Source organism: Clostridium sp. UBA4548, from assembly GCF_002387895.1.
In the GTDB taxonomy this organism is placed as follows: Bacteria; Bacillota; Clostridia; order Clostridiales; family Clostridiaceae; genus Clostridium_J.
In genome coordinates this window covers 253,391-271,917 of sequence record NZ_DGLI01000023.1, presented here as the reverse complement: position 1 = coordinate 271,917, position 18,527 = coordinate 253,391, and the positions used below count along the sequence as shown (strand labels likewise).

Sequence of the window (18,527 nt, the reverse complement as noted above, 5' to 3'; positions counted from 1 at the left end):
AATGCAATATTGAAGAATTGAAGCAAAGTATTAATTAGTGTTTCATTAGGTATCTGAAAATAAATGACAAGTGAAAAATATTTTGAGTTCACGAGCAAGCTTGTGCTGACAAGGAGCTTGTTGACCTAGTATAACAGTAGTTAGAGGAAAATACTGACTTGTTTATTTTTGAAGATGCCTTATGCTAAATCTAAAAAAATTAAAACAAAAATTGAGTTTTAGAAAAACTGATCAATAGAAAAAGAAAGTTTAAAGCAAAGTGTTACTTTTTTAAAATCAATAAGGTCTTTATAGTTATAGGGTATTTAGAGAAGATATATTAGGGGGTGAAGAGTTTTTGAGTACAGATTCTTTGTTGGTAGAGAAAGTTCTAAAAGGTGATGAGAAGGCATATGAAACTCTTATTGTGAAGTATCAAGATACTATCTACGGCTTTTTATATAAAAACAACTTGGATAAAGAGGATAGTGAAGATATCATGCAAGAAGCCTTTTTAAAAGCCTATAAAAATTTATATAAACTCGAAGATAAGTCTAGCTTTTATCACTGGTTATTCAAAATTACAATTAATACAATGAACACTCATTTAAAAAAGAGGAAAAAATCCACTGTGGAGTTTGATGAGTCTTTTGAAAACTTAAAATCCGATGATAAATACAATCCTGAAAATATGCTAGAGCTAAAGGAGAAAGAGAGAGAACTACATAGAAGATTGAGCATTCTTAAGGAAGATCAAAAGAATATTATTTTGCTTAAATTTGTCCATGGATTTTCTTATAAGGAAATAGCAGAATTTCTTAAAATTAATGAAGATACGGTTAAAATGAAGGCCTTTAGAGCAAAGAAAAAATTATATTTCTCAAGTGGAGATGAATTAGAAGAGGGAGGTATTTTAAATGAAGTGTAATGAAGAAAACTTATATAATTATATTGAAAACAAACTTGATGATGAAAACTTAAAAATGGTTGAAGAGCATATTAGAGTTTGTAAAAAATGCACAGAAGTTTTAAATGCCTTTAAGCTTATGGAAAGTATTAGTGAAACTCCACTTCATGCACCTTCAGGATTTGCAGCTACTGTGATGAGTAAAATAGACAAGGGCTTATATTCAAGGAAAAAGTATTTTTACCTAAATAAAATAATTGGAAGTAGAAGGACAGTTGCAAAGTGCACAGCAGTAGCAGTGCTAGCTTTTGCAGTAATAAGTATACCTATGTTTAATGAAAAGTTTAATTTAGTAGGTAAATTAAAGAACAATAATATAGCTAGAGTGCAAAAGGAAAATGTACAGAAAGAGGATATAGATGAAAAATCTAAAAATATCCTTCTTAAGTACAATTATCATATAGAGGAGAAGCTTAGTGAAAAGCAAATTGTGATAAATGAATCCTTTGGGTCAAATTTAGAAATAGAAGCATCTAAGGAGATAGGCCTTGATTTAGCACAATACAAGCATGTGGAAGTTAAGCAAGTAACTTATGCCTTAAGGGAAAAATCAAAGTATAACTTCAATGGAAGTATAAGCGCTGTTTTATACTATAATGATAAAAACGAATTAATAGGGGGGGGCTTATCTTACGATGGGTATGATCCAGGAATATTTCCAATAAATAGCCGAAGTCAGGTTAGACCTGAGGGTTTTGAACCAGCAACCTTTAAGTTTGAAAATATAGAAAGTGTTGAACTAATTAAATTTACAAATGGAAGTGATGGAAACCTAGGTGTAGAAAAGAGAACCACTATTACTAATAATTTAGAGAAGTTTTTATCTGTATTAGAAACCTCTAAACCAATTAATAAAGAGTTCAGTGGAAAGAGATCTGTAGAAAATCAATATATGATATGCATTAATTATAAAGATAAGGCTGAGCTAAGATTATATTATTATAAGGATATAAACAAAATAGATATTGTTGGATTAAAGGACTGGCATTATGAAACAACAGATGATCTTAGGGCATTAATTGAAACAGAGGATTTAACAAAGGAATCAAAAGAAGTCTCTAAAAGAGATTTACGTAATAAAATTGCCAATAGTGTAGACTATTTCACAAGTGCAAAAGGAAGCTTTAGATGGAACCAGAAAAGGTTTAATAATGATGTTACAGTAGATTACAAGGTGGAACTTAAAGATACCCCATCAAGCTATGAAAAAGAAACTTCAAAAGATGGAAATATACTTGAAGCAACTCTTAATGGAAATATGAAGACTATATTTGACAACAATACAAAAACCTATAGATCTGGTGAGGTATCCACATCTAAAGGAGGTACCACAAGGAATAATATAGAAAATAAATACGCTACTGCATCAGATGGTAGTAGTGAAGTCTATCTAAGACCTGACCCTTTATTTTTAATTTATGCAAAAGAAAGTTTGTTTAATCAAAACTTGGCAGTTGGAATTTTAAAAGATGAATCAAAGTGGTCTATATCTGCCGTAGAAAAGTATTTAGAGCTGGATGCAGCGGTAATTGAGGGCACCTTTGATAATTACTATTCAGTTAAATTTGATTCAACAAAATATAAGGCTTGGGTGGAAAAAAATACTGGTATAATATTAAAGATGGAATGGTATGATGAAAATGGAGAGACAACAACTGAACTAGAAACCACTTTTATAAAATTAAATATACCAATAGATGATAAAGAGATGAAAAAAGACACTACAGGGTATACTGAAGCTTACTAAAAATAATCATTATAATAAAATATAACAAGGATATTACATTAATATGTCTAATTGTATTTTACATTGTCTTTAAAATAAGTTGCCTAAAACTTATTTTATAATGTAGAAATGATAGTGCAACTTATATGCTAAAGTATGGCTATTATGTAGCAAATAAATGATTACAGAGGAGTAGTACTTAAAGTATAATAGAAATAACTACTTACAATGTAACAGTTAATATTTAACTTAGAAATTTGGAGGTCACAGTTACAATAAAAGTGACCATTATAGAGAGAGCGAGGGGAATATGCTATGTGGCAATGTCCTAAATGCGGACGTAATTTTAAGAATACAGACCAAGATCATTTCTGCGGTGAGCCACCGAAGACTATTGAGGCTTATATTGATGCACAATCTGAAGAGGTTAGACCACTACTAAATCAAGTGAGAGATACACTTCGTGCAGCACTCCCAAATGCACAAGAACGTATCTCGTGGAGTATGCCAACTTACTGGAATAAGCAAAATATAATTCATTTTGCGGCATTTAAAAATCACATTGGGTTGTACCCTGGACCTGAGGCTGTAGTGCATTTCACTGAAAGACTAAGTGAATACAAGACAAGTAAAGGTGCAGTGCAGTTTCCCTATAGCAAGCAGTTGCCACTCCAGCTTATTGCAGAAATAGCAATATGGTGTTACCATAATGGGAACCATCATTAATAAGGAAAGGGTATGCACAAATGTATACCCTTTCCTTATATGTTAAAAATATGATAGTAATTTAAACTACTTTTCTAATTTAATTAAAATTAAACCTATTATTTTTTTAACCAAACATAGAGAAGAACAAAAGAAAAAACAAGAGGCTTTTTAATAATTAGTTAGTGTGATAAAGTGTTATAATTTCACATGAGTACATTTACCATATTATAGTCAATCTACATTGAGAATAAGAGGGATATGTAAGTAGCCTATAATTTCTACAATGAGAGAAATTATAGGCTACTTATATTAAAGAGAATGCAAAGAGAGTTAGTTAAATTTATGCAGTGTGTTTATTGTATATAATTAAGATTTTATTATAGTTAGATATTACAGAAGAAAATTGCCCTGTATGTAAAGTTTGTTTATGGTAAAATATTATTAAAGAGAAGTATTACCTTTCAGTTTAGGGGAATTCATATTTATAAATAACAATTATGATGGAGATGATTTTTAATGAGAAAAGATTTAGATAAAACTATGGATTTGTTAAAGAAATATGATCAGGAGCATTTACTACACTTCTATAGCTTTTTAAGTGAAGAGGAGAAATCAGAATTAATTAACGAAATACTTTCAATAGATTTTGATTTAGTGCAAGATACATATAATGGCGTGAAATGTGATGATAGTGAAAAAGTGGATAATGAGTTTAAGCCACTTAAAGCAAAGAGTCTTAAATTGTACACAGAAGAAGAAAGAGTTAACTTATATAATATTGGAATGGATGCACTAACAAAGGGCAGGGTTGCTGTTTATTTAGTTGCAGGTGGGCAAGGCACTAGGCTTGGGCATAAAGGACCAAAGGGTACATTCAGTATAGGTTTACCATCAGGAAAATCACTGTTTCAACTTCAATGTGAGAGGCTAATTTATCTATCAAAAGAGTGTAAAAAGTATATTCCATTATATATCATGACAAGTGTTGATAATCATCAAGATACAGTAAGCTTTTTTGAAGAACATAATTATTTTGGTTATCCTAAAAGTATGATAATGTTTTTTAAACAGCGAACCATGCCTGCTGTAGGTGAAGATGGAAAGATACTTTTGTCTGATAAGGGTAGAATTGTTATGAGTTCTAATGGAAATGGCGGTTGCTTTCTTGCTTTAAAAGAATCAGGAGCTCTTGAGGATATGAAATCTAAAGGAGTTGAATGGTTGTTTATATATGGAATTGATAACGCCTTAGTAAGAGTAGCTGATCCACTTTTTATTGGATTTACTATAAGTTCAAAGCAGTTAGCAGCTAGTAAAGTAGTAGAGAAAAAGTATGCCGAAGAAAAAGTAGGGGTTTTGTGCTATAAGAATAATAAACCTGCTATTGTTGAATATTCTGAGATGCAAAATATAATTGCAAGTGAGGTTGATTCAGAAGGAAAACTCGTTTATTCAAATGCAAATATATTAAATCATTTATTAAATATAAAATTCATAGAAAAAATAATAGAGGAACCTTTACCACTACATATTGCACATAAAAAAATTGAACATTTAGATAGTCATGGAAGGAAAGTATTACCTACAGAACCTAATGGTTATAAGTTTGAATATTTCTTATTTGATATATTTGAAAAATTGGAGGACATGGCAGCCTTAGAAGTGAAAAGAGAAGAGGAATTTGCCCCAGTAAAAAATAAAGAGGGAGAAGATAGTCCTGAAACAGCAAAGAAATTAATTTTAAATTTACATAAAAAATGGCTCACTGACGCAGGATTTAATAAGGAGGAGTTAGAAAAAAATCAAATTGAAGTTTCTCCTTTAACATCATATTACGGAGATAATTTAAAGGGTAAAAATATTAATGAAATCTAGAAGGTGAGTTTTATTCATCATTAGATTTATAGAGAAGCAACTTAAGTAATAGATAATTTATTACTTAAGTTGTTTATTATTTTATCAGCATAAACACATGCACTTCTTAGTGTTTTCAGGGTATATAAGTAGGACTAACTTAGGTTAAATCCGGTAAAACCCGCATAAACACTATATATTGCTATATTTTTTTTATTGTTAACAATATTTAAATTTAACAATATAATAATAAGTATTAATACCTATAGGAAAAAACTACACAATAAAGCCCTAAGTAAAAATACTTAGGGTTATGTTAATTTGCATTATTTTCTTTTAGTAGACTCCCTAAGTCCTGTGTGAAATTATTAGGATAGTCATATATTTTGCCTTCCCAAGTTCTGATTTTAACATAGTTCTTACCTCTAGATATGATATATTGAGGCAAAATTGGAGTTTTTCCATCTCCATTTGGAGCGTTAACAATGTAAGTTGGGATTGCCATTCCAGAGGTATAACCCCTGAGATATTCCATTATTTCAATACCATCATCTATAGATGTATTAAAGTGGGTGGTTCCAACTACACTTTTAGCATGGAATATATAGTAAGGCCTAACCCTGCATTTTAAAAGCTGCTGATTTAGAAGTCGCATTACAAACTTATCATTATTTATGCCGTTTAATAGTACTGCCTGATTTCCTAGGGGAATTCCTATATTAGATAATTTATCACAGGCTTCTTTTGCTTCTTTTGTGATTTCTAAAGGGTGATTAAAATGGGTATTTATATAAATAGGTGAATACTTTTTAAAGATATTAAGTAAATTTTCAGTAATTCTTTGAGGTAAGTTCACAAGGGTACGAGTACCAAGTCGAATATAATCTACTGTTGGTATATTATATATTTCTCCGAGCAGCCAATCGAGGGTATCATCAGACAACATAAGAGCATCGCCACCAGTGATTAATACATCACGTATTTCAGGGTTATTTCTTATATAGTCAATGGATTCTTGGAGAACTTCTTTAGTTTTGTGGGTGTCAAAAGTGCCAATGTTTCTTCGTCTTTGACAATGCCTACAAAAGGATGAGCAAAGATTTGTAACATTAATAATTAGTCTATCAGGATATCTCCTTGTAATAGCACCAGCTGGATTAGTAAATTCTTCTCCCATGGGATCAATAGAGCCATGCTGGTTTAATTCTAAAATAGTAGGAATAGATTGAAGCCTTACTGGATTTAGCTTATTATCATCCATTAAAGAGGCATAGTAAGGTGAGATTCCCCATCTGAATTTTTCTTGAACTTTTTTTATACTTGCAATTTCAGAGTCATCCAATTCTACAATTTGACATAGTAAATCTACATCTTGAATTCTATTTCTTATATGCCATTGCCAATCATTCCAATCAGCTTCTGTTCCATTAAGTAGGGACAGAATTTTTTTCTTTTTTTCTTGATTTTTAGCTTCTGCAGTATTGGATAACCCCTTAGGTATAGTATCCTTAATCTTTGTATAATCCTCAATTTTTGATTTTAATTCTTCTGCACGATTAAGTGCACACATAGTTTTGTTTTTTTCTTTAGCCATAAGACCCTCCTTTATGTTTTTATTATATATGGAACCAAAGCGAAGACTTAACTTAGTATTGAAGCTACATTGGTTCCCTTAAGGCTTTTTTAAAGATGAATAAGATAAAGTTTCGCCAGGTAAACTTTAAGAAAAGCAAGTTTACCTTTAAGTGTATTTCTGCTATATAAAGATAACTTAAACCATAATACTACATATAGAGAGTCAAAGTGAAGATTTACCCCATATATGAGCCAACTTGTTTTCCTAAGACCTTTGGAAAAAAGTAAGCCAAGATTTCACGAAGAAATCCTATATGCGGTATATAAAAAGTTTCTCTGTAAAAGTAATTTTTAGGAAATAATGATATTAAATTACTTATTACATTATATAATAACATAATATTCAAAATATATAAATATTTTCGACAAATATTTAAAAAGCAGCTAAAAGTATGACTTAAAATACTTTTAGCTGCTTTTTATTCATAAACCTAATATTAAAAACCTTACTTATTAGTCTTTAATATATTACCTATTACTTTAAAACTAAGCTTTTGCCCATTATATAACACAAGTCCTTTGTAAATTTTAGCTGCTAGCATTATGGTTAACATAGAAAAAATTAGGAGTAGTGCTGTTGATATGAATCCCGATGCCATACCCATGGTGCCTGTAATAAGATCAGCTGGCACTATAAAGGGAGAAGTGAAGGGAATATATCTAGCTACGGAGAGTATACCTTCTTTACCAAGGATTGGGGCAAAGTAACAAACTAACCAGCTTATAATTACTGGCATTTGAAATACTGCTTGAGTAGAGGCCACATCCTCTGGTTTTGAAACCATGCAGCCGGCAACAGCAGCAATAATGCAATAAAACAAGAAGCCAAAGCAAAAGAAGGCTATTGCAAGTAGCACCGCTGGAAGGGTTAAGGCAGTTTCTCCTAAGTTATCCTTTAAAAAGTTTATGATGGTAATTGCAGAATTCTCATAGTTAGGATAAATACTTTGAGCAATAGCATTGCCACCATATAATCCTACAGCGCCTGCTGCAATCCAAGTTACAAATTGTCCCAATGCCATGGAGGTAACTGCAAGTACTTTACCAGTTATCATAGCATAGGGATGTACTGACGTTAGTAACACCTCCATGAGTTTAGAGGTTTTTTCTGTAGATACTGATTTACTGATGGTCTGACCATAAAGTAGGAGCATAAAGTACATTATAAAGCTAAATACCATAGGTGCTGCTACTTTAATTATTTTGGTTACTACACTAGAATTTTCACCAATTTCTGAAAAGGATACTACTGCTGGTTTAAGTACTCCAACAAGTTGCTCCGAGGATAATCCTACCTGTAGGAGTTTGTTTGTTTCAAAAGCAGAGGACATTGAGCTAAGTAGGGATTCTGCTTCACCTTTTGAGACCTTTGAATTTTCAGGTATAAGAGCTTTTAATTCGTAGCCTAAGTCTTTCTTTGTAATAACTATAGCTATAGCCTCAGAAGACTTTTCTCCTGCAGCTTTAACAGCTTCTTTACTAGATTTATCAATAACGTTTATATACTCAGCTTCATTAAATTCATTTTTATTTGTCTGTGAAATTATATCCTTGTAATTGGTTGGCTGTAAGCCACTATTGTCTAATACATATACAGTTTTAATTGGAGAGGGTTCATTGTTATTCTCCTTATCAGGTTTAGCCACTACCAAATTTACCACTACTAATGCTCCTACTATAAGTAAGGTAACTAAGGTAGTAACAAGTTTAAACCCAATGCCCTTTGTAGCCTGTGAAAGGGTAAAGGCATACACTGAAGTCCATCCTCTAAAATTATCTTTCATTTTTCCTTCCCCCTTTTACACCGTCTTTGAAATTTTAATAAGTTCTTTAAGTTTAATTTTATTACCATTATGGAGTATTAGTGTTTCGTAAACTTTTGCCACAAATTTAAATAATAAGATTATAGTTATTATTTGAAGTGCAATAGCAGCTGCTACAAATGGTAGAGTTACCTTTCCAATTAAAAGGGCACCAGGCAATATAAAAACTGAGGACAAAGGGAATAAGAAAGAGAATATAACAAAGCCATTAATTCCCGAAGCCATTAATACACCAGCCGCACCCATTCCAACATATGCTCCAATTAAGTTAATCATGGTGAACAAGGTAAGCCCTTCACTCAATTCTTCAAGCCTACTTACAGAGGCTCCTGCAAGGCCTGCTAAGGTTGCATATATAATCATTCCAATTCCAATGAGTATTAAACAAAGAATAATATTAGTTATATTTAAATTCTGAAAAATATTCTTTGGAAGATACTGAGAAAGTATGCTTTCTCCACTGCTTGAAGATAAACCACGTGAAATCATATTGGAAATAAACAATGCTACTATCATAGATATAACTTGAAACAGTACCGCGGTAAGCATGGCAAGGATTTTACCAACCATTATTGCTAGTGGTTTAACAGAAGTTAGTAGATATTCGATAACTCGAGTGGATTTTTCTGTTAGTATAGATGAAGCAATTTGTGTGCTTGCCATTATGTTCACCATCATAACTATAAATAGGATTCCATAAATGAACCCGTACTCGCCACCTGAAAGAGAGGTATCTTCTTTTACAACTTCTATACCAGTAACATCAGTGATAAACACCTCAGTTTTTACCTCTGCATTAATCATATCTAACTGGGTGCTATTTACCCCAAGTGCATTAAGTTTAATTGTTTCAAATTCCTTTTTTATAGAATCTGAAAGGGCATTTAAGTTGCTTTCTTTAACTGGCCCCTTAGTAGCTCTTACAAATTCTAAAGAATACTTATCTTGAACTTCACTAATAGTTAATATTATAGATTCTTGTTCGCTTTTTTCAATTCTTTCTGATACCACTGTATAGTCATCTTTCATTGGTTCAAAAGAAATATGCTTTAAACTTTCATCTTCAAGGAAACCTTTAAAATCTAATGCCGAAATGTTGGTTTTATTATTTACATAGATTTTTTTCACTGCATTAGGAGAAGTTGAGCCAGAACTATCCTTTGAAGTAAGTGCACTTACAATGGGCATAGAAATCAGCATTAATGCAAGTAGTATGGCAAATGAAATAATATAGGCTTTACTTTTTAATGTTTGTACAAGGGTAAAGGTGAAGACATCCTTCCAACCAGTAAGACTATTCTTTTTCATTAATGTCGCCTACCTTTTCAATAAATATTTCATGCAAGGAGGGTTCACGAAGTTCAAACTTAATAACTGGGATCTTATCTTCAATAAGTTTTCCTAAAAACTCCATAGCATGAGCTTCGTTATGAACTCTTAAATGATACTCACTTGGGGTTTTATTTACAATGTCTAGTTTAAAGGAGGCAATATAAGAAGAAATGTCTACATCACTTTTAACAAAAAGATTCACTCGCCCATAACCTTTCTTAATCTCATTCAAATTTCCTTGAAGGACTGCTTGGCCATGATTCAATATGGTAATATCAGAACAAAACTCTTCAATAGTAGGCATTTGATGACTAGACATAATTAGATATTTGTTCTTAGAAATTTCTTCTCTAATAATTGATTTAAATAAATCTGTATTCACTGGGTCAAGTCCACTTAAAGGTTCATCTAGAATAATTAATTCTGGATCAGAAATTAAAGTAGACATGAGCTGAATCTTTTGTTGATTTCCTTTAGATAATTGCTCTGCGCGATATGGCTTTGGAGCTTTTTTACCTTTTACCTTAGGTGGGAATACATACTCACTTACAGATAATCTCTCACTCCAGTATTCGATACGACTCATAGCAGTTTTTTTAGGTACATTTCTAAGCTTTGCAAAATACAAAAGCTGATCAAGTAAAGTATATTTTGGATATAATCCACGTTCCTCTGCTAGATAACCTACATTGGTTTTCAAGGGATCAAGGGGCTGACCCTTCCATTGTACTTCTCCCTCATCCTTTGCAAGCATTCCTAAGATGATACGAAGAGTTGTGGTCTTTCCAGCTCCATTTGTTCCTAGTAGAGCATATACTCCTGGTTTATCGATTTGAAAACTTAAGTTATTAACAACAACTTTGTCTCCATATTTTTTTGTCAAATTCTTAACACATAAAGTCATAACATCCCTCTTTCCTGAAACACATCAGATAATTTTTCGTATAACGGATCTCATTTTTAGTAGAACTATAACAGCATATGGAAGTTTCTAATCTACGATCTTATTGAATCTATAGCCACTCAGCTTAGTGAAGTTATTTTGGCGTAACAAAGTTACACTACAAAATGAGCTTGTTAATTATTAATTACTTATCTAAAAATTCAATCCCTCAACATGGTAATTATACTATAATATACCTAATTGAAAAAGTTAATTCCATTATATCTATTAAAAGTATTAGTTTATAATAAAATATCAAGGAGGAACTTCTATAGATCTTGTATATATAAGTTGTAACAGTATTGCTACATTACTTAATAAATTAAAAGCAACTTATAGGAAAGACAATGAAAAAGTAGGTTTATTATGTGTGTAGTTTCTTTATTGCATTCTATACCTTTGAAACGTGTTTCATAATATTCATTTATAAAAACTTCAAATTCAACCTATAGTGAGAAAGTAGATAACTATGGTATAATGGAATATAGTGGTAATGATTTAGATTTGGAGGGGATAACAGATCTAATTCAAAAGTAAAATATACTTTTAATAATTAATCTATAAAGGGGAAGTGTTAGATGTTAACAAAGATTAATTCAAAACAATCAAAACAGTGCAAACAGTTAAAACCACATCAGGGTATAGGAGTGTTTATTTTAGTTATTCTAGTTATGCTTTTTGTAGCAGCACCTATACAAATGGCCTTGGGGATGTACGGTGTAGCACTTACAGAGGTTATACTATTGTTAGTAGCCATAATTCCAGCAATACTTTTTAAAGCAAATTTAAAAGAAATATTTCCTTTAAAGAAGCCTTTACTTCGTGAAATTTTTGGGGTTTTACTTATATGGGCTGGTAGTTATGTTGCCGTAATACTTATAACTTTAATTATTGGATATTTTTTTCCGCAAGGACTTACAGAAGTAAGTAGTGGATTACAGAATGTATTCACTAGTGTACCTATGTGGATTGCCTTTATTATTATTGCAGTTATGCCAGCTATTTGTGAGGAAGCCTTGCATAGAGGACTTATTCTTTCCTCTCTAGGTTCTGTAAATAATAAATGGCTTAGGGTCCTTTATATGGGAATTATTTTTGGTATTTTTCATTTAGACCCAGTTCGTTTTATTCCTACAGCTATTTTAGGAATGGCACTGTCTTATGTTATGATTGAAACAAGAAATATGATTTTACCTATTATATTTCACTTCGTAAACAATGGATTAGCAACCTTAATATCTTTTACATCAAAATCTCAGCCAACAGCAGTGGATATGAATTCAGGAATGATGCTTTATGGAATTGCAACTTATTTCATTATTGGAGCAGTAGTACCTTTCCTTTTACTATTCGGATCAAGATTAATTCATAGAAGAGAAGCTAGAAATGAAGTTGAAGATGCTATTATGAAACAGAAAAAAGAAAAGAAAATCAATATTGTAGCAGGTGTTTGTTCAGGATTGATGATATTAATAGGAATAGTTATAATGGCATATGGTATTAATACTGTACCAATTACTGACCTTATAAAACCTAAGTAAAGATATTTTTCAATTGTAATACTCTCTAGTAGAAGTATTACAAGGTAAGGCAAGTAAAATTAAACCTATAAAGTAGACAGATGAAAAGAGTCTATTTTATAGGTTGTTTTTTATGCTCAGCTTTTTCTAAAAACCACTTCCTAGAAGATATAGATTAAATGTTGAAGTGGTTTCTCTATTGAGATATATCATTGAATATAAATTATAGGCGTTCATAACCTTTAACAAACCCAGCATAGGACCCATGTAAAAGTTAAGTTTTAACTGTGGCTACTTATAGTTATACTAGGTAATAGCTTTAATTAAAATTAAGTTTTTTCAATGTTTCAAGAAGTAAATATAGTAAAGGAAAAAGTACAAAAATCCACTATAATTTTGATAAAAATATAAAATTAGGATATAATTTCATTATGATACACAAAAGGAGGATGTTTATAATGTATAGTTTCAAAAATGATTATAGTGAGGGGACACATCCTAGGATACTAAATGCACTTATGGAAGCTAATATGGAGCAGATGGAAGGCTATGGAGAAGATAAGTATTCTATTGAAGCTATTAGATTAATTAAGGAAAGATTAGGTAGGGAAGATGTAGAGGTTCATTTTTTCCCAGGAGGTACTCAAACAAATTTAACGGCAATTTCTGCTTTTTTAAGACCTCATGAAGCAGCCATTGCAGCAAATACTGGTCATATACTTGTCCACGAAACTGGAGCTATAGAGGCTACAGGTCATAAAGTTATTTCTATAGAAGTGAAAGATGGAAAAATTAACTCTAAACAGGTTAAAGAAGCAATAGATGCACATACTGATGAGCATATGGTAAAACCAAAATTAGTTTATATTTCCAACCCTACAGAAATTGGATCTATTTATACAAAAAAGGAATTAGAAGCCTTAAGTAATTTTTGTAGAGATAATGAACTTTTTCTATATGTAGATGGTGCTAGACTTGGCTCAGCACTATGTTCTAAAGAAAATGATATTAATCTTGGGGATTTAGCTAATTTAGTGGATGCCTTTTACATAGGAGGAACAAAAAATGGGGCTCTACTTGGGGAAGCTCTTGTAATTTGCAAAGATTCCTTAAAAGAGGACTTTAGATTTCATATAAAGCAAAAGGGAGCATTACTTGCAAAGGGAAGACTTCTTGGAATACAATTTTCGGAGCTTTTTAAAGATAACTTATTTTTTGATTTAGCTACCCATGCAAATAGTATGGCAGAATTATTAAAAGAAGCTGTACTTCAGGAAGGATATTCTTTTTTAACTCATTCGCCATCAAATCAAATATTCCCAATACTGCCTAATTCAATAATTGAAGGATTAGAAGAAAAGTATATATTTTATATATGGCAGAAAATTGATGAGAATAACTCTGCAATAAGACTAGTAACTTCTTGGGCAACAAAGGAAGAAGCAGTAAAGAGTTTTATTGAGGATTTAAGAAGTCTTAAAAATAGATAACTAAGTTAGAAGTGATAAACGTTATATATATTGAAGAAAACAAAAAGATGAGCTGCAAGTATCAGTTCATCCTTTTATTTCTTATGGACAAATTCAAAGGTAACTTTAGAAATTCTTCAAGGGTAAGTAGTTCATCTTTTTATATTTGTTTATTTAGAATACAATGATGATACATAATTCAACATAGGAGATTGAACACATTTTATTTAGTAAAATATGAAGTGTAGAACCTAAAACTTAGTGAAATTAATCCCTTTTTCTATATTTATAATATCTCTTAAAATAGCAGCTGCAGCTGGGGTAGTGCCAGAAGCTCCGCCAATTACAGTAACATCACCTAAAGTGTCGGATACAAACTTCACAGCTTTGTTTTTACCGTCCACATTAAATAGAGGATCATTATTATAAACTTTATCTAAACCAACAGAAAGGGTTAAGGAATTATCTAGGAATTTTGCAGTTCCTATTAGCTTGTATTTGTAGCCTAAAGTTTTTCCTCGTTGGATTTCTTCTATAGTTAAGTTAGATATTCCGCTGAGGTTTACATCTTTAAGGGAAAGACTTTTATTAAAAATTGCATTACAAATTATTATAAGTTTAGTTGCAGTATCATAACCTTCAATATCTAAGGTTGGGTTTGTTTCAGCAATTCCTAAATCTTGGGCTTTCTTTAAAGCATCCTTAAAGGTGAAATTATTATCTTCCATTTCATTAATTATAAAGTTGGAAGTTCCATTTAGTATGCCTCTAACTTCTAAAATATCAGAGCCAGCAAGATCAAATAAGGCTGCGTTTATAGAAGGAAGAGCTCCCCCAGTGGTACAGCCAAAGGCTAAGGTGCAATTATTTTCTTGTGCAAGGGTTTTTAAACTTTCATATTGTAATAATATTGGGCCCTTATCACCTGTAATTACATTTATTCCTTTAGTAAGAAGCTTTTTTATATAGGTTATGCCTGGTTCTCCTGTATCCTTATTAGTTGGAGTTAAAAGTACAGCAGCATCTATGTTACCATTTTCAATGACATAATCTATATTTATATCTGGGGAGAAATGTAAGTACTCACTTAACTCTTTATTCATATTCAGGTCCTGAGCATAAACTTCAAGTGAAATCCCTTGGTTATTGTAAACACCACCCTTTGAATTAATGATTGAAATAATTTCCAGGGAAATACCATTATTTTCAATATTTCCTTGCTTTTCTTTAAGTAATTTTAAAAATGCTTTACCTACGTTTCCAAAACCAATTAATGCTATTCTCATATTAAATCTTTCCTAAACTACTTCTATAAATATCTAATATATCATCTGCAGTAACAGGCGATGGATGACTTTTAAGTTTTGCTTTATTGTTACTCATGGCTGAAGCAAAATTATATAGCTCCTCATCACTTAAAGCTATAGGTTCTCCTAAGGCTCTTTGCAGGAAATCACCAAAATCATCTAAGGTATTAAAATTAAGCAGATTAAGGATATTTTTAACCTTAGCCTTATCACTACAAAAATTCATGTAAGCTTTTAGAAACACTCCAGTCGCTTTTCCGTGAGGAATTCCTTTATTATATGTTAAAGCATATCCCATGCCATGTGGAAGGGAAGTTCCTGCTTGAGTTATGACAATTCCAGCAATAGAAGAAGTTAGAAGTAAGGTTTCCCTTATATTGAAGTCAAGAACATCCTTTTCAAGTTCATTAATACACTCTCCAAATAATTTTAATCCTTTTTCCGCTAACCCATCACTAATAATGTTTGCATTAGCTGAAAGGTAACCCTCAATTAAATGGCAAAGTGCATCTACTGCAGTATTAATAGTCACATCTTTTGGTGTATTAATTAAATAACTTGCATCTAAAAAGGCTAAAATAGGGAATACCTTTTGAGCTATACCATGTTTTGTTTGTAGTTTGTGATTAGTTAATATTGCATAGGGTGTAACCTCAGTTCCTGTGCCTGCAGTTGTTGGAATTGCAACTAAAGGTAGGGAGGCTAGCATTGGTGATAAAGTTAAGTCTTCAATAGATGATGATGGGTTTTTAATTAAAACTGCAGCTGCTTTGGCAGCATCAATAGGAGAACCTCCACCTAACCCAATTAAAAAATCAATGTTGTTTTCTCGTCCTAAGACGGTGATTTTGTCTACGGTTTCTAAAGATGGGTTTTCCTCCACATCATCGAAAACCATATAAAATATATTTAGTGATTGCAGAGCTTCCACTAAATCTTGTAATGATCCATTATTCTTGGAAGAATTTTTCCCCGTTATAATTAATGTGCGCTTACCTAATTGGCATAGACCGGCACTATGATTTTTTATTGCATTTTTTTCCGTTATGATTTTAGTAGGCATATAAAAAATTGAATTTTTCATTATAATGTCTCCTTTATTTATATATTTATAGACTTCCTTTTTAGTTTAGTAATAGGAATACCCATTAAAGGGAAGTATACATTAACAAGTATTTTTAGCTGAGTTCTAAGAAGTTAAAATCCTACTACTAATGGAGCCTATATAGGGCAATATTCTTTTAAACCTAATATAGCATCACTGGATAAATTTCTCAATGAGGGAAAATTACAAATTATTTCCATGGAAATAATTTGTAAGATGTTATAAGTATAGTTTCTCTCAAATAGATAATTATATTACAAGGGAGGTGATTCATATGCCACAAAACAAACAAAAGCAGCAACAAAAATTACAAAATCAGGGTCAAGAGAAATCTAAGGCTACATCTATTAATGATACTGCACAGCCAAAAGGAAGTTTAGAAAATGGATACATGCATAAGCATCCTAGCACAAAGGTGAATCAGTTTAGATAACTAAATATAGTAGTGTAAAAAAGTACACCTTTCAGGTTATTCCTTCATAATCTTAAAGGTGTACTTTCTTTTATAAGAAATTATTTGATTTTTATTCCAATTATAATTATAATTCCAATTATGCAAACTATATAAATAGGACACGAAAGTTATTAACTTAGATTATTAAGTGTTTATGCATAATCAATTATTTTGAGGTGGTATCTTGGAAGAAAGACTACAAAAATATATGGCCAGATGCGGAGTTGCATCGAGAAGAAAATGTGAAGAAATTATAACTTCTGGACGAGTAAAGGTTAATGATATAGTTGTAAATGAGCTAGGTGCTAAAATAGATTGTAAAATTGATGTAGTTAGCGTTGATGATAAAATAGTAAAACCAGAAGAAAACAAAGTATATATCATGTTAAATAAACCCGAAGGCTATGTTTCAACCGTTAAGGATGAGAAAGATAGAAATACAATTTTAGACTTAGTGAAAGTAGAGGAGAGAGTTTACCCTATAGGACGGTTAGACTATGATACTTCTGGACTAATTTTGTTAACAAATGATGGGGAAGTTTATAATAAAATAATTCACCCTAGAGTGGCAATAGATAAAGTCTACATAGCACGGGTAAAAGGGATACCTGATAATGAGAAAATTCATAGGTTTGAGAAAGGCATTAATATTGGAGATTATGTAACGGCGCCAGGGAACTGTGAAATCATAAAAAGATATGATAATAGCTGTGAATTAAAAATTATAATACATGAAGGAAAAAATAGACAAGTCAGAAGAATGTGTGATGCTATTGGTCACCCTGTAATAGCACTAAAGAGGGTTTCAATAGGTAGTATTAAATTAGGAAGTTTACCTAAGGGAAAGTGGAGATTCCTTAGTGAGAAAGAACTAGAGTTTTTGAAAAGCGGTGGTGAGAGCAGTGTTTAAATATGTAGGGGATATCAGTAAAATAGCACAGAACATTATTAATACTTACAGTGAAGCAAGACATATAGCTGTAGATTGTACCTTGGGTAATGGGTTTGATTGTGACTTTTTAAGTGAAAGATTTAAAAAGGTGTATGCTTTTGATATACAAGAAGAAGCTATTGATAACTACAAGAAAAGGAATATGGCTAATGTTACATTAATACATGATTCTCACGAAAATGTTAAACAGTATATACAGGAAGAAATTGATGTAGCAATGTACAATTTAGGTTTTTTACCTGGGGGAGATAAGAGCATTACCACAAAAAGCCACTCTTCTTTAAAAAGTATTAATGCTTCACTTGAACTATTAAAAAGTGGAGGATTTGTTACTATAGCAGTTTATGTAGGTCATGCTGAAGGACAAAAGGAAAGTGAAGCTTTACTTAAGTTTGTAACTAGTCTTCCTAAAAATACCTTTGGGGTAATGATTCATAGTTTTGCTAATCGAGATCCTAAAGCTCCCTATCTTATAATAATAGAAAAGAAATAGTGGTATATAAAAACAATAACTCATGAAAGGTGATTAAAATGAAGGATAAATTACAGCTAATTGCAACTAAGGAATTTAAAGAATATGATGAAATGTATAAAATTGTTGACTTTTTAAATAAAAACTTAAGTGGTTTAAACTTAATTTTCGGGATGCATGAAAAAAACAATAGCCATGTTCTGTCAATTTACAAAGAGGAAAGTTAGTATAAAATATATAAACAAATGAATTATTCGTTGAATACCATGTCAATATATGCT

At 31.4% G+C, this 18,527-nt stretch carries 16 protein-coding genes; 10 read left to right on the top strand and 6 right to left on the bottom strand.

Annotated elements, in window-relative coordinates; genetic code table 11:
* Positions 1-337 precede the first annotated feature (337 nt).
* The 4 genes from B3040_RS09360 to B3040_RS09345 all read left to right on the top strand — a co-directional run bounded on the left by B3040_RS09360 (position 338) and on the right by B3040_RS09345 (position 5,255).
* Positions 338-907, top strand: a complete 570-nt coding sequence (locus tag B3040_RS09360; protein WP_291572517.1) for an RNA polymerase sigma factor — start codon at positions 338-340, stop codon at positions 905-907.
* Entirely contained in the window at positions 897-2,693 is a 1,797-nt protein-coding gene (locus tag B3040_RS09355) for a DUF4830 domain-containing protein (RefSeq protein WP_291572515.1), read from the top strand. Before B3040_RS09360 ends, B3040_RS09355 begins: the two co-directional genes overlap by 11 nt.
* A 294-nt stretch (positions 2,694-2,987) precedes the next feature.
* Positions 2,988-3,398, top strand: coding sequence for an iron chaperone (locus tag B3040_RS09350; RefSeq protein ID WP_291572513.1), 411 nt, complete (start codon positions 2,988-2,990; stop codon positions 3,396-3,398).
* A gap of 498 nt (positions 3,399-3,896) precedes the next feature.
* Positions 3,897-5,255: a UDPGP type 1 family protein gene (locus B3040_RS09345; RefSeq protein WP_291572511.1), complete on the top strand. Its 1,359-nt coding sequence runs from the start codon at positions 3,897-3,899 to the stop codon at positions 5,253-5,255.
* A gap of 295 nt (positions 5,256-5,550) precedes the next feature.
* On the opposite strand, the gene eam is transcribed toward B3040_RS09345, so the two are convergent.
* From eam to B3040_RS09325, 4 genes are all read right to left on the bottom strand, one after another.
* Positions 5,551-6,828, bottom strand: a complete 1,278-nt coding sequence (gene eam / locus B3040_RS09340) for a glutamate 2,3-aminomutase (protein WP_291572509.1) — start codon at positions 6,826-6,828, stop codon at positions 5,551-5,553.
* Positions 6,829-7,315: 487 nt separating this feature from the next.
* Positions 7,316-8,653 carry an ABC transporter permease gene (locus B3040_RS09335; protein WP_291572507.1) on the bottom strand — a complete coding sequence of 446 codons (1,338 nt, stop codon included), beginning with the start codon at positions 8,651-8,653 and terminating at the stop codon, positions 7,316-7,318.
* 15 nt (positions 8,654-8,668) lie between these two features.
* The gene (locus B3040_RS09330; protein WP_291572506.1) at positions 8,669-10,000 is read right to left on the bottom strand and encodes an ABC transporter permease; all 1,332 of its coding nucleotides are present in this window, start codon (positions 9,998-10,000) and stop codon (positions 8,669-8,671) included.
* On the bottom strand, positions 9,987-10,928 hold the full coding sequence (locus B3040_RS09325) for an ABC transporter ATP-binding protein (protein ID WP_291572504.1): 942 nt from the start codon (positions 10,926-10,928) through the stop codon (positions 9,987-9,989). Before B3040_RS09325 ends, B3040_RS09330 begins: the two co-directional genes overlap by 14 nt.
* A gap of 617 nt (positions 10,929-11,545) precedes the next feature.
* Here B3040_RS09325 and B3040_RS09320 point away from each other — a divergent pair.
* Positions 11,546-12,508, top strand: coding sequence for a CPBP family intramembrane glutamic endopeptidase (locus B3040_RS09320; RefSeq protein ID WP_291572502.1), 963 nt, complete (start codon positions 11,546-11,548; stop codon positions 12,506-12,508).
* A gap of 437 nt (positions 12,509-12,945) precedes the next feature.
* Positions 12,946-13,977 (top strand): threonine aldolase family protein, encoded by a 1,032-nt coding sequence (locus tag B3040_RS09315; protein ID WP_291572500.1) that lies wholly within the window; start codon positions 12,946-12,948, stop codon positions 13,975-13,977.
* Positions 13,978-14,207: 230 nt separating this feature from the next.
* Here the strand turns inward: B3040_RS09315 and B3040_RS09310 are convergent, their stop codons facing one another.
* Together B3040_RS09310 and B3040_RS09305 are read right to left on the bottom strand one after the other, a co-directional pair.
* A complete protein-coding gene (locus B3040_RS09310; protein WP_291572498.1) occupies positions 14,208-15,242 on the bottom strand; it encodes a homoserine dehydrogenase in 1,035 nt (344 codons plus the stop codon).
* A gap of 1 nt (position 15,243) precedes the next feature.
* Entirely contained in the window at positions 15,244-16,347 is a 1,104-nt protein-coding gene (locus tag B3040_RS09305) for an iron-containing alcohol dehydrogenase family protein (protein ID WP_291572496.1), read from the bottom strand.
* Between the two features lie 295 nt (positions 16,348-16,642).
* Here B3040_RS09305 and B3040_RS09300 point away from each other — a divergent pair, with 295 nt between their 5' ends.
* The 4 genes from B3040_RS09300 (at position 16,643) to B3040_RS09285 (ending at position 18,473) form a co-directional block, all read left to right on the top strand.
* Positions 16,643-16,801: a hypothetical protein gene (locus tag B3040_RS09300; protein WP_291572494.1), complete on the top strand. Its 159-nt coding sequence runs from the start codon at positions 16,643-16,645 to the stop codon at positions 16,799-16,801.
* 205 nt (positions 16,802-17,006) lie between these two features.
* Positions 17,007-17,732 carry a pseudouridine synthase gene (locus B3040_RS09295; protein ID WP_291572493.1) on the top strand — a complete coding sequence of 242 codons (726 nt, stop codon included), beginning with the start codon at positions 17,007-17,009 and terminating at the stop codon, positions 17,730-17,732.
* Positions 17,725-18,267: a tRNA (mnm(5)s(2)U34)-methyltransferase gene (locus B3040_RS09290; protein ID WP_291572491.1), complete on the top strand. Its 543-nt coding sequence runs from the start codon at positions 17,725-17,727 to the stop codon at positions 18,265-18,267. Before B3040_RS09295 ends, B3040_RS09290 begins: the two co-directional genes overlap by 8 nt.
* A gap of 38 nt (positions 18,268-18,305) precedes the next feature.
* Positions 18,306-18,473 (top strand): YpmA family protein, encoded by a 168-nt coding sequence (locus B3040_RS09285; protein ID WP_291572488.1) that lies wholly within the window; start codon positions 18,306-18,308, stop codon positions 18,471-18,473.
* The last annotated feature ends 54 nt before the right edge of the window (positions 18,474-18,527 follow it).